The sequence below is a fragment of the Massilia rhizosphaerae genome (genome assembly GCF_016093545.1).
Classification (GTDB): domain Bacteria; phylum Pseudomonadota; class Gammaproteobacteria; order Burkholderiales; family Burkholderiaceae_D; genus Telluria; species Telluria rhizosphaerae.
The window spans coordinates 674,731-686,877 of the sequence record NZ_JADKYX010000001.1 but is presented as its reverse complement, the minus strand read 5'-3'; the positions used below and the strand labels follow the sequence as shown (position 1 = coordinate 686,877).

The following is a 12,147-nucleotide window of genomic DNA, read 5'->3' as shown; positions in this document are numbered from 1 at the left end:
GCAACTCACGTGGGAGCGTCGATGAGCAACGAGATGGCGGTACAGGAAGCAGAACCGAAGTATGGGCCCGCGCTGGCGGATTCGAATATCTACTGGCACGCCGGCAAGGTGACCCCGGCGCACCGGCGCCAATATTTCCGGCACGAGCCGGCGACGATCTGGCTCACCGGCCTGTCCGGGGCGGGCAAGTCCACGTTGGCCTACGAGCTGGAACATCTGTTGCTCGAACAGGGCCATCCGAGCTTCGTGCTCGACGGCGACAACGTCCGCCACCATCTCAACCGGGACCTCGGCTTTTCGGCCGACGACCGGCGCGAAAACATCCGCCGCACGGCGGAAGTGGCCCGCCTCATGAACGAAGCCGGCCTGTTCGTCGTGACCGCGTTCATCTCGCCCTTGCGCGCCGACCGCGAGGTGGCGCGCGAGATCATCGGGCCCGAACGCTTCGTCGAGGCCCACGTCAGCACCAGCATGAAGGTGTGCGAGGCGCGCGATCCCAAGGGCTTGTACGCCCGCGCGCGCGCCGGCGAGATCCCGAATTTCACCGGCGTGTCCGCGCCGTACGAGCCGCCCGAACGTCCCGACGTCGAGGTCGACACGGGGCGGATGTCGCTCGAACAGGCGACGCGCGCGCTGTACGACCACCTGGCCCGGCGCCTGGGCTAGCCATGACGACGGCACGCTACGACGTGTTCAACGGCGACGCTGACGGCATCTGCGCCCAGCATCAATGGCGTCTCGCCTATCCGGGCGCCGGCACGCTCGTTACCGGCGTCAAGCGCGACGTCGCGCTGCTGCAGCGGGTGCCGTGCGGCGCGGCCGACGTGACGGTGCTCGACATCGCCGTCGACGCCAACGCTGCGCCGCTGCGGCGCCTCCTCGACGCCGGCGCCCACGTGACCTGGTTCGACCACCATTCGGCCCGCCAGGCGTTCCCGCACCCGCGCCTGCGCCTGTTCTGGGACGATGCGCCCACCGTGTGCACCAGCCTGCTGGTCGACCGCCACCTGGTGGGCCGTTACCGGCCCTGGGCCGTCGCCGCCGCGTTCGGCGACAATCTGGCCGGCCCGGCGCGCAGCCTGGCGCAGGGCATGGGCTGGTCCGAACAGCGGATCGGCGCTCTCGAGGAACTGGGCACGGTCCTGAACTACAACGCCTATGGCGAGTGCGTCGACGACCTGCACCTGGCGCCGGATGCGCTGTACCGGGCACTGGCGCCGTACGCCGATCCGTTCGATTTCATCGGCGCGTCGAACGAGTACCGGATGCTGGCCACGGGCTATCGCGACGACGCCGCGCGCATGGTCGGCCTGCGTCCGCACGTGGAGTGGCCTCACGGCGCGGTCTACGTGCTGCCCGACACGTGCTGGGCGCGGCGCGTGTCCGGCATCTTTGCCAACCGGCTCGCGGCCGCGGACGGCGAGCGCGCGTTCGCCGTGCTGACGGGATGCTCGGACGGCGCGTACGTCGTCAGCGTGCGTTCGGGCGCGCCGGCCACGCATGCGGCCCACGGCCTGTGCGAGCAGTTCGAAACCGGGGGTGGGCGCCGCGCGGCGGCCGGCATCAACCGCCTGCCGGCGGGCGACGTCGACCGCTTCGTGCGCGTTTTTTCCGATTATTTCGCGGCATGCGGAGGGCGCGTGCATGCGCAATGACGGGGCGCCCCCGTCGCTGGCGTCCCTGGGCGCCCTGTTCCTGCGGATCGGCTGCACCAGCTTCGGCGGCTACATGGCGATGGTGTCGGTGATGCAGAACGCCGTCGTGGCGCGGCGCAAGCTGCTGACGGACCAGGACGTGCTCGACGGCGTCACGCTCGCCTCGATCCTGCCCGGACCGATCGCGCTCAACACCGTCGCCTACGTCGGCTACCGCGTGCGCGGCGCGGCGGGCGCCTGCGTGTGCATGTGCGCGGCGCTGCTGCCGGCGTTCCTGTGCATGGTGGCGCTGGCCGCCCTGTATTTCCGCCTCGGGCATCTGCCGCAGGTGGACCGGGTGTTCATGGGGATCATCCCGGCCGTCGCGGCCGTGGTGCTGGCCGCCGGCTGGCGCATGTGCCGGACCACGGTGCGCGGCTGGCGCGAGGCCGTGCTGGCCGGGGCGGCGGTCGTGCTGGTGCTGTCCTTCCGCGGCCTGCTGGTGACGCTGGCCGTCGTCGTCGCCGCCGCGCTGGCCGGCCGCCTGTGGTTCCGCGAAGCGGGCACCGCGCCCGCGTCCGCACCGTCCGCACCATCCGCACCGTCCGCGCCCGGCAAGGCGGGCTTCCTGTTCGCGACGCCGCTGGTGCTCGTGCCCCTGTTCGCCGGCCACGCGGGCGTGGCGGCCAGGCTGTTCGCCGCGTTCGCCGGCATCAGCCTCCTGATGTTCGGCGGCGGCTATGTCTCGATTCCCGTCTTGCAGCACGCCGTGGTCGACACCTATGGCTGGGTGACGGCGCGCGAATTCGCCGACGCGATGGCATTGACCCAGCTGACGCCGGGCCCGGTGCTGATCGGCGCCGCGTTCATCGGACTGAAGGCGGGCGGCCTGGCCGGCGCGTTCGCCGCGACCGTGGGCGTGTTCGCGCCGACGGCGCTCCTGACGGTCGCGTGCGCGCACAAGCTGCAGCGCTGGTACGCGTCCGCCGCCGTGCGCTCGGCGCTGCGCGGCGTGCGCGCGGCGGGCGCCGGCATGGTGATCGCGGCGGCGTTCACGATCGGCAAGATGGCGGCGCCGGCGTGGTCGTCGCCCGTACTGTTCCTGCTGGCCTGCCTGTTGTTGCTGCGCTGGCGGGTCGAGGCGTTCTGGGTCGTGCCGCTGTGCGGCGCGATCGGTTATTTTCTACTGTGAGGAGAAAGCATGGAATCGAAAACGGCAGTTGCGAACAAGCGTCCCCGCCCGTTGCTGATGATGCCGCTGCGCCGCTGCGGCAGCCACGCGCTGCGGCTGCGCATGAACTTCAATCCCGAATTCCACTCGCCTTATCCGCTGCACATCGTCGACTTCATGCCGCTCGTGCCCCTGTACGGCGACCTGGAGGACGACCGCGCCTATTTCCGGCTGGTCGTGGACGTCATCGGGCTGCAGGCCGTCAGCATGGTCAAGTGGCCGGACATGGTGTACGACCCGGTCGAGATCTTCGAACAGCTGCGCCACGAGCCGCGCAGCGTGCACCGCATCGTGTGGGAGCTGCTGCTGCGCGCGGGCGAGCGCACGGGCGCGAAGATCGTCATGGACAAGTCGCTGGACAGCGTCCACTACGCCGATGAATTGATGCGCCTGTTCCCGGACATGCTGTTCCTGAACGTCGTGCGCGATCCGCGCGGCCAGGTGGCGTCGATGAACCGCGCCATCATCCACGATTTCGACAGCACCCTCAACGCCCGCACCTGGGTCCAGGCCCACGACGCGGCGCGCGCGCTGCTGGACCGCTATCCCGAGCGCACGCTCACGATCCGCTACGAAGACTTCCTGAGCGACCAGGAGGCGACGCTGCGGAGCGTCTGCAGCTTCGCCGGCATCGACTTCCTGCCGCAGATGCTCGACGTGGCGCATTCGCCGGAAGCGCGCAAGATCTCGAAGCTGTCGGCGCTGTGGTCGTCGAACTGCTTCGCGCCGATCCCGGCCAACGCCGACAAGTTCAAGCAGCAGCTCAGCGTCGACGACATCCGCGTGATCGAGACCCTGGCCCGCGACTACATGCAGGCGTACGGCTACGAATTGATGACGGGCGCGGACGCCGTGCTCACGGAAGCGTCGTTCGAGGCCGCCCGGGCGCGCTCCGAGACCGCGAAGCAAGCCGCGTGGCGCGAGCTGGAACAGGCCAACTTCCGCGACTACGTGCTGCGCAAGGCGCGCGCCGACTACCTGGCGCAGGTGCGCGGGCGGCTCGAGCAGGCCGCGGGCGGGCAGGGCAGCGCCGGCGCGACGCCCTATAAACTGGACGTGCTGGAAGAAGCCTTCGAAGTCACGGACTAAGAGTCTATTTCGGCAGGCGTGAACTGGTAGGGTGGGCGGGGGGGTAATGCCGGGGGCATTGCCCCCGCCCACCAAACGTATGCGTCGCAGTAACGCATGGTGGGCACTGGGGTGCCCACCCTACTGGGATAGGTTCCAAGCCTCGTGCCGCGCTGGCGGCCGGTAATAATTAGTGATAATGTTGTGCTATCGACATCGGTATGCCAACACGATCGCCCATGACCCGGCCGCCCCGTCCCCGCCGTCCCACGATGACCGACATCGCCAAGCTGGCCGGTGTCTCGCAATCGACGGTGTCGCTGGTCATCAACCACATGAGCGGGGCGAAGGTGTCGAAGGTGACGCGCGAGACGGTGTTGCGCATCGCGCGCGAGCTGGGCTATCCCGTCGAGCGGCACGCCCACCAGGCCGCCGCGCTGGCCCAGACGCGCAACCTGATCGTCTACCTGACGGACGAACTGACGACGAGCCCACACGCCATGCAGACCATCGACGGCGCCAAGGACGGCGCCTGGGAGCACGACTGCCTCGTCGCCGTGTTCGCCACGCGGGGCGATCCGGAGCTGGAAGCGGCCGTGTTCGCCCGCATGCTGGACCATCCCGGATTGCTGGGCGTCATCTATTCGACGATCTTCACGCGCGCCGTGACGGTGCCGGCGGCGCTGGCCGACACGCCGGTCGTCCTGCTGAACTGCCACACGCGCGACCGCGCCCGCGCGTCCGTCGTGCCCAGCGAACTGCTGGGCGGCTACGCGGCGACGATGCACTTGATCGAGAACGGCCACAGCCGCATCGGCTTCATCAACGGCGAACACTGGATCGAGGCGGCGGCCGAGCGCCTGAAGGGCTACCGGCAGGCGTTGTCGACGGCCGACATCCCGTTCGACCCGGTGCTCGTGCGGGCCGGCGACTGGCAGGTGGCGGCCGGCTACGACCATGCGCTGGACCTGCTGGACTTGCCGCAGCGCCCGACGGCGTTGTTCTGCGCCAACGACTTGATGGCGATCGGCGCGCTCGACGCCGCCCGCGAACGCAACCTCGCAGTGCCGCGCGACTTGTCGGTGGTCGGCTACGACGACCAGGACATCGCCCGCTACACTCACCCGCCGTTGACCACGGTGTTGTTGCCAAACTACGAAATGGGCCGCTGGGCGGCCGATTCCCTGATCGCGCAAGTGCGCGGAAACCACACCACCAAAGCCGTCATCAAGATGGAATGCCCTCTGGTGGCCCGCGATTCCGTGGCCCCGCCGCGGCTCTGAACGTCTTGGCGCCCGGGTTCAAGCGTGCGTCGGTCCGCCCGCTTTTGCGTTAGCTTCATGATAAAAATTATTACTAATAATTGAAGCGGGGAGAATCGCATGAGCACGTTCCAGCGCCGGCCCGTGTGCGCGGCCATCCTTTTGTTGGTGGCGCAGGCGGCCGGCGCCCAGACCAATGATGATCCGGCGGCGGCAGCCGCACCCGTGCAGATCCAGACGGTGACCGTGACTGGCCTGCGCAGCAGCATCCGCAGCGCCGAGGCGATCAAGCGCGACGCCGTGCAGGTCGTCGACGCCATCAACGCGGAAGACATCGGCAAATTCCCGGACCGCGCGGCGGGCGACGCCTTGCAGCGCATCGCCGGCGTGCAGGTGGGCCGCGACCGCGGCGAGACGAACCAGGTCATCATCCGCGGCCTGCCGGACATCGTGACGACGCTGGACGGGATGGAATACTTCACGGGGAACGGGCGCCGGCTGCAGTACCAGGACCTGCCCGTGCAGTCGATCGGCGGCATGGACGTGTACAAGACGGCGACGCCGAACCAGCTCGAGGGCGGCATCGCGGGCGGCATCGACGTGCGCCTGCGCCGGCCGTTCGACCAGAAGGGCCTCGCCGTGACGGGCTATGTGGAAGACCGGCGCCAGAAGGTGACGGGGTCCAGCGCCACCGACACGAAGAACAATCCGGGCGCCGGCTTCTCGGCCAGCGACCGCTGGCACACGAGCTACGGCGAGATCGGCGCGCTGTTCGACGTCGCGTTCAACCGCGAGCACTGGGGCTATCCCGTGCAGTGGGTGGACCGGCCGGACCGCGTCCATTCCGTCGACGCGAACGGCGTCGGCACGCGCCTGAACGACGGCCCGCTCGCGCCGGGCGCCCGGCTGGGCGAGCTGCCGAACGTGGGCGGCATCTACAACGCGGGCGACCGCGACCGCGGCAGCATCCACGGCGCCCTGCAATGGAAGGTCAACCCGACCCTGGAAGCGAACGTGCAATACCTCGGCACGGGCTACCGCGCGCGCAGCGCCGTCGACTATATCCTCGCCATCACGACGTGGACGCCGACCCTGTACAACGTGCAGCTGGCGCCGCAGGGCGCCTACTGCGACACGCCCGAGGGCGTCGTGTGCCCGATCCAGTCGGCGTACGCGCAGGCGAAGCAGTTCGGCGGGCCGTACGACTGGGACCCGTACACGGCCACGTCGACGTGGGGCGTGAAGGAACACACGACGACGCACTTCCTCGACCTGGGCCTGAACTACCGCGAAGGACCGTGGAAGGCGAGCTCCAACTTCGGCTGGACCAGGTCGACGTTCGTCAACGACACCGTGATCGTTGACCAGCAGATTCCCGGCGCCAGCGTCGGCGTCTATACGTATGGCGCGGACGGCCACGGCGGCTATTCGAGCGTGAGCACGCCCACGAGTCCCGACGCGCTGCGCGACCCGAACGCGTTCGTGCTGCGCGGGATGGTGCAGAACTGGGGCGTCTCGAAGGGCGAGCAGGTGCAGTGGCGCGGCGACGCGTCGTACCGGCTGGGCGACGGCTTCATCTCCGGCATCGACGCCGGCGTGCGCTTGTCGAACCACCGCGCCAGCTTCCACGGCGCGGAAGGCCACAGCGACAAGACCGGGGCCGTGCGCGCGAATCCCGTCGCCGCGTTCGGCCCCGGCTTCGAGTCGCTGGTGCCGGGCCTCGACCGCCTGGGCGGCCCGTGGCTCACGCCGTCGCGCGAGTTCCTGATCGACCAGGCCGATACCGTGCGCGCGTTCTACGGCGCGGCGCCGGGCCGCGTGGCGGTCGACCCGACGCGCACCTTCGAGCAGCGCGAAAGCACGAGCACCGTGTACCTGGCCGCGCGCTGGAAGGCCAAGGCGGGCACGATCGACCTGTCCGGCACCGTCGGCGGACGCTATGTCCGCGTGGCGCGCAACCTGAACGGCAACAGCCGCATCGGCGACACGATCACGCCGATCGCCGTCGATTCGACGGAGAACAACTTCCTGCCTAGCGCCGCCGCGGTCATCGGCTGGCGCGAGAACCTGCAATCGCACATCGCCATCGGCAAGACGATCACGCGGCCCGACTTCGCGTCGCTGAACCCGGCGCTGTCCTTGATCCCGCCGACCGTCAACGCGCCCGGCACCGGCTCGGCCGGCAACCCGAACCTGCGGCCGACGCGGTCGATCAACACGGACGCGACGCTCGAATACTACTTCCCGAAGAACGGCTATGCGCAGATCGCGCTGTTCCACCGCGACATCAACGGCTATCTGCAGAACATGGAGTCGAACGAAGTCATCGGCGGCCAGAACTACCGCGTGACGCGTCCGCAGAATTCCGGCACGGGCTCGTTGCGCGGCGCCGAATTCGGCATCCAGAAATTCTTCGATTTCCTGCCTGGCCCGTGGCGCAATTTCGGCGCCCAATTCAACTACACCTGGATAGCCGGCGACAACCAGACGCTCGTCGCGCCGACGGGCACGACGTACCGCACGACGGCGTTGACGAACGTCGCGAAGAAGAACTACAACTTCGCGCTGCTGTACGAAGGCAACGGCATCACGGGCCGGTTGACCGCGACGCACCGCGGCGACTACGTCGAGCAGATCGCCGAGCCGCGCTTCAATATGGACCGCATCGTCAAGGCCAGCACGTTCGTCGACCTGAGCGTCTCGTACGCCATCCACAAGAACGTGTCGCTGCAGTTCGACGCCATCAACCTCACGCACGAAAAGTACGAGAGCTACCTGGCGTCGCCGATGATCCCGCGCGACATCCGCTACAACCCGACCACGTACGGCCTCGGGCTGCGCTTCTCGCTGTGACGATGAAAACCTACCGCAATCCGGTCTGGCCCGAGGCGATGGCGGACCCGTTCGTGCTGCGCCACGACGGCGTCTACTACGCGTACGGCACGGCGCCGGGTGCGGCCGACGGCCGCCAGGTGCCGGTGCTGCGCTCGCCGGATCTCGTGACGTGGGAAGCGCTGGGCCACGCGCTGCTGCCGATCGGCGCAACCGACTATTGGGCGCCGGAAGTGGCGAGTCACGACGGGCGCTTCACCATGTACTACTCGGCCGGATCGAACCCGGAGGGCACGGACCAGAAGCTGCGCGCGGCGGTCGCCGACCATCCGGCCGGACCGTTCGTCGACAGCGGCAAGCTGCTCGTCCCGGACCGGCCGTTCGCCATCGACGCGCATCCGTTCCGCGCCGCCGACGGCCAGTGGTATCTGTTCTACTGCGTCGACTTCCTCGAGACGGCGGACGATTGGCGGATCGGCACGGGCATCGTCGTCGACCGGCTCGTCGACATGACGACATTGGCGGGCGATGCGCGCATCGTCGTGCGCCCGCACGAGGACTGGCACGTGTTCCGCAAGGGCCGTGCGATGTACGGCGCCGTTTACGACTGGCACACGGTGGAGGGCGCGGCCGTGCTGTGCCACGGCGGCCGCTATTACTGCTTCTACAGCGGCGGCGCGTGGGAGCGCGAGAACTACGGCGTGAGCTGGGTCGTGGCCGACGATCCGCTGGGACCCTACACGCGCCCCGAGGGCGGCCACGAGGCGCTGTTGATGCGCACGCCCGGCGGCGGGGACCTGCTGGGGCCCGGCCACAACTCGTTCACCGTGGGGCCGGACGGGCGCACGTGGATCGTGTACCACGCATGGGACCGCGCGCGGACGGCGCGGCGCATGTGCATCGACCGGCTCGATTGGGTGGACGGCAAGCCGGCGACGAACGGACCCACGTGGACAGAGCAACCGGCGCCGTAGGGGGGCATGAAATGCGTGCCCTGCGTCGCGGCGGTTCAAGGTGGGCACGGGGTGCCCACCCTACACGAGGTAAGTGGCGTCAGCGCCGTAGGGTGGGCACCCTGTGCCCACCAAACGCGTGGGTCCCGACGAAACGGGACATTAATCCCAGTCGCTGCCCGCTTCCTCGTCGAACGCCTTGCGGTCGCGCGACATCATCGCCTCGAGTTCCTCGCGCGCCTGCTTGGCGACCGACACGAGCCGCTCCCGGTCCTTGTAATACGGGTAGACCGCATCCAGCGTCTGCTTGTTGTAGCGCCTGAACTTGAGGGCCGCCTGGCGTGTCGCGTACGCGTTCTGGCCGAGGCCCGCCGTCATGACCGAGCGGCCCAGGCGCAGCGCCGACTCGAACGTCTCGCGCTCGATGAGTTCCACGCCGCGATCCATCAGCTGGTAGTAATGCGTGACGTTGCGGGCGCGCGCGAACACGGGCAGGCCGGGGTAGTCGCGCCGCACCGCGTCCACGAGTTTCAAGCTGTCCTCGACGTCGTCGATCGCGACGACCACCGCGCGCGCCTTCGCGGCGCCGGCCGCGCGCAGCAGGTCGGGGCGCGTCGCGTCGCCGTAGAACACCTTGAAGCCGAAGGTGCGCAGGACGTCGATCTGGTCCGGGTCGTGGTCGAGCACCGTCAGGCGCACGCGGTTCGCGTGCAGGAAGCGGCCGACGATCTGGCCGAAGCGGCCGAAGCCGGCCACGATCACGTGGTCCTCGTTCGGCTCGATGCGGTCGGCGTCGCGCTCGCTGCGTCCGCATTCGCGGCCGGCCGCGACGCGGTCGTAGGCCATCAGCGCGAGCGGCGTGACGACCATCGACAGCGCGACGACGACGACGAGGATCGACGCCACGTCCGGCGCGAACACGCGGGCCGTGGCCGCCGCGCCGAACACGACGAACGCGAACTCGCCGCCCTGGGCGAGCAGCAGCGCGAACTGCAGGTGCTGGCCGCGCGCGATGCCGGCCAACCGCGACAGGCCGTACAGCACCGCGACCTTGATGACGAGGAAGCCGGCGACGAGGCCCAGCACGAGGCCAGGGCGGGCCAGGAACACCGCGAAGTCGACGGACATGCCGACGGCAATGAAGAACAAGCCGAGCAGCAGGCCCTTGAACGGCTCCAGGTCCGTCTCGAGCGCGTGGCGGTATTCGGAATCGGCGAGCAGCACGCCGGCCATGAACGCGCCGAGCGCCATCGACATGCCGACCCATTGCATCAGCAGCGCGATCGCGATGACGAGCAGCAGGGCGAACGCCGTGAAGATCTCGCGCGCATCCGTCTTGGCGATGATGCGCAGCAGGGGCCGCATCAGGAAGCGGCCGGCGACGACGAGCCCCGCGAGCACGCCCGCGACCTTGAGCGCGGCGAGCCACGCATTGCCTCCGCCGCCGGCCGCTTCCGGCACGCCCAGCAGCGGCACGATGGCGATCATCGGGATCGCGGCGATGTCCTGGAACAGCAGGATCGCGAACCCGGCCTGGCCGGCCGGAGTCGGCATCAGGTTGCGCTCTTCCAGCGACGCGAGGGCGATCGCCGTCGACGACAGCGACAGGCCGAGGCCCGCGATCAACGCGACTTTCCAGTCGACGCCGGCCAGCAAGGCGGCGCCGAACAGCCCCGCCGCGACGCCCGCGACCTGGGCGCCGCCCCAGCCGAAGATCGGCCGGCGCAACGCCCACAGCCGGCTCGGCTCCAGTTCGAGGCCGATCAGGAACAGCAGCAGCACGACGCCGAATTCGGCGAAGTGCAGGGCGTCCTCGCCGTGCGCGATGAGGCCCAGGCCGAACGGTCCGATCACGATGCCGGCCACGAGATAGCCCAGCACGGCGCCCATGCCGAGCCGCTTCGCCAGCGGCACGACGAGCACGGCGGCGCCCAGGTAGACGACGGCGTTCTGCAGCAGGTTATGCTCCATGGGGGCGCTCCTCCCGGGCAGCGGCCGCGAGGCCCGCATAGCCTTCGAGCCGATGCCGGAACTCGGCCGCGTGCGCGTCGACGGCATCAAGCCCGGCCTGCGCCGCGCCGTGCATGACGAGCGGCGCGATCCAGTCCATGCCGCACAGCGCGGCCGTGGCTTCGTACGGCGCGAGGAAATCGGCGAAAGGCCGGCCGTGCAGGCCGCCGGCGCGGTAGGCGTCCGGCCCGCTGCCCGTCGTCGTGACGAGCCAGAAGCTCTTGCCGCGCAGCGCGCATTCGCCCGTGTGCGCGGCGTCGTTGTAGGCCCAGCCGGGCTGCAGGACGACGTCCATCCACTCCTTCACGAGCGCCGGCATGCCGTACCAGCGGAACGGGTGCAGGAAGACGAGCAGGTGCGCCGCGGCCAGGTGTTCGCGTTCGCGCTCGCCGTCGATGTCGAAGTCGGGATAGAGGTCGTACAGGTCGCGCACCTCGACGCCGGGGAGCGCGCGCGCCGTCTCGGCCAGGCGCCGGTGGACGGGCGAGCGGTGCGGCGCCGGGTGGGCGTAGATCACCAGGATGTTCGGTTCGTTCATGCGGTTGTTATTGTTTGCAACACAGTTTTATAGCATATCCGAATGGCCGGCTTGGACAGGCATGCTTTGCGTCATTCTCGCCCGACATGTCCTACAAGCCAGCCGGGTCCAGGCCTATAGCCCGCCCATGGCGGAGGATTATGATGATCATCAAGGACAACAAATGGAGAGTGCGATGTCCATGCAGAGCGAAGGCAAGGACGCCAAAGGGCGCAACTACGACCAGGTGACGAAGGACGGCACGAGCGCGGCCGAGACGCTGGGCGTGGGCGGGACGGGCGAAACCGGCACCCGGGCACGGTCGGATACGGGCGGCAATCTGCAAAAAGGCCGCACGGACGATTTGCTGAGCAATGACGCCGAGCGTGACAGCGGTGGCGAAGGCTATGTCGGCGAGGAAGCGGGCGAGCTGCAAACCGGACTCGGCGGCATCGGCAGCCTGAGCACCGGCAACGCGGGCAGCCGCCAGTCGGACAGCGAGCCGGAGGACGCGGGCGGCCGGCGCGGGCGTAGCTGACATCGTAGCAAGGCCCGGCCTGGTCCGGGATCGGGGGCGTGCCAGCGGCCTGGCGCGCAGCGCGGGTGGGATGCGTCGGGGGCGGCGTATCCCACCCGCGCT

10 protein-coding genes are annotated in these 12,147 nt (G+C 69.3%); 8 read left to right on the top strand and 2 right to left on the bottom strand.

Going from position 1 to position 12,147, the window contains the following annotated elements; translation table 11 throughout:
- The first annotated feature begins 21 nt into the window (after nt 1-21).
- The 7 genes from cysC to ISF28_RS02855 all read left to right on the top strand — a co-directional run bounded on the left by cysC (nt 22) and on the right by ISF28_RS02855 (nt 9,001).
- Nucleotides 22-666, top strand: a complete 645-nt coding sequence (cysC, locus tag ISF28_RS02885; protein WP_198115607.1) for an adenylyl-sulfate kinase — start codon at nt 22-24, stop codon at nt 664-666.
- 2 nt (nt 667-668) lie between these two features.
- Nucleotides 669-1,655: a hypothetical protein gene (locus tag ISF28_RS02880; protein WP_198115606.1), complete on the top strand. Its 987-nt coding sequence runs from the start codon at nt 669-671 to the stop codon at nt 1,653-1,655.
- Entirely contained in the window at nt 1,645-2,826 is a 1,182-nt protein-coding gene (gene chrA, locus ISF28_RS02875) for a chromate efflux transporter (RefSeq protein WP_198115605.1), read from the top strand. The genes ISF28_RS02880 and chrA overlap by 11 nt, the downstream gene beginning before the upstream one ends.
- 9 nt (nt 2,827-2,835) lie before the next feature.
- Nucleotides 2,836-3,954, top strand: coding sequence for a sulfotransferase family protein (locus tag ISF28_RS02870; RefSeq protein WP_198115604.1), 1,119 nt, complete (start codon nt 2,836-2,838; stop codon nt 3,952-3,954).
- Between the two features lie 218 nt (nt 3,955-4,172).
- Nucleotides 4,173-5,216, top strand: a complete 1,044-nt coding sequence (locus tag ISF28_RS02865) for a LacI family DNA-binding transcriptional regulator (protein WP_229518819.1) — start codon at nt 4,173-4,175, stop codon at nt 5,214-5,216.
- A gap of 99 nt (nt 5,217-5,315) precedes the next feature.
- Nucleotides 5,316-8,048, top strand: coding sequence for a TonB-dependent receptor (locus ISF28_RS02860; RefSeq protein ID WP_198115603.1), 2,733 nt, complete (start codon nt 5,316-5,318; stop codon nt 8,046-8,048).
- A gap of 2 nt (nt 8,049-8,050) precedes the next feature.
- The gene (locus tag ISF28_RS02855; RefSeq protein ID WP_198115602.1) at nt 8,051-9,001 is read left to right on the top strand and encodes a glycoside hydrolase family 43 protein; all 951 of its coding nucleotides are present in this window, start codon (nt 8,051-8,053) and stop codon (nt 8,999-9,001) included.
- A 141-nt stretch (nt 9,002-9,142) separates the two neighbouring features.
- Here ISF28_RS02855 and kefC read toward each other — a convergent pair whose 3' ends face one another.
- Together kefC and kefF are read right to left on the bottom strand one after the other, a co-directional pair.
- Nucleotides 9,143-10,951 carry a glutathione-regulated potassium-efflux system protein KefC gene (gene kefC / locus ISF28_RS02850; protein ID WP_198115601.1) on the bottom strand — a complete coding sequence of 603 codons (1,809 nt, stop codon included), beginning with the start codon at nt 10,949-10,951 and terminating at the stop codon, nt 9,143-9,145.
- Nucleotides 10,941-11,528, bottom strand: a complete 588-nt coding sequence (gene kefF / locus ISF28_RS02845) for a glutathione-regulated potassium-efflux system oxidoreductase KefF (protein WP_198115600.1) — start codon at nt 11,526-11,528, stop codon at nt 10,941-10,943. The genes kefC and kefF overlap by 11 nt, the downstream gene beginning before the upstream one ends.
- A 175-nt stretch (nt 11,529-11,703) precedes the next feature.
- Between kefF and ISF28_RS02840 the strand changes: the two genes are divergently transcribed.
- Entirely contained in the window at nt 11,704-12,045 is a 342-nt protein-coding gene (locus tag ISF28_RS02840; RefSeq protein ID WP_198115599.1) for a hypothetical protein, read from the top strand.
- Nucleotides 12,046-12,147: the final 102 nt, after the last annotated feature.

Excerpts from the sequence above, each read along its gene's own strand:
- cysC (WP_198115607.1), top strand. The coding sequence starts at position 22 with ATGAGCAACGAGATGGCGGTACAGGAAGCAGAACCGAAGTATGGGCCC.
- ISF28_RS02855 (WP_198115602.1), top strand. The coding sequence starts at position 8,051 with ATGAAAACCTACCGCAATCCGGTCTGGCCCGAGGCGATGGCGGACCCG.
- ISF28_RS02880 (WP_198115606.1), top strand. The coding sequence starts at position 669 with ATGACGACGGCACGCTACGACGTGTTCAACGGCGACGCTGACGGCATC.
- ISF28_RS02860 (WP_198115603.1), top strand. The coding sequence starts at position 5,316 with ATGAGCACGTTCCAGCGCCGGCCCGTGTGCGCGGCCATCCTTTTGTTG.
- chrA (WP_198115605.1), top strand. The coding sequence starts at position 1,645 with ATGCGCAATGACGGGGCGCCCCCGTCGCTGGCGTCCCTGGGCGCCCTG.
- kefF (WP_198115600.1), bottom strand. The coding sequence starts at position 11,528 with ATGAACGAACCGAACATCCTGGTGATCTACGCCCACCCGGCGCCGCAC.
- ISF28_RS02865 (WP_229518819.1), top strand. The coding sequence starts at position 4,173 with ATGACCCGGCCGCCCCGTCCCCGCCGTCCCACGATGACCGACATCGCC.
- ISF28_RS02870 (WP_198115604.1), top strand. The coding sequence starts at position 2,836 with ATGGAATCGAAAACGGCAGTTGCGAACAAGCGTCCCCGCCCGTTGCTG.
- ISF28_RS02840 (WP_198115599.1), top strand. The coding sequence starts at position 11,704 with ATGTCCATGCAGAGCGAAGGCAAGGACGCCAAAGGGCGCAACTACGAC.
- kefC (WP_198115601.1), bottom strand. The coding sequence starts at position 10,951 with ATGGAGCATAACCTGCTGCAGAACGCCGTCGTCTACCTGGGCGCCGCC.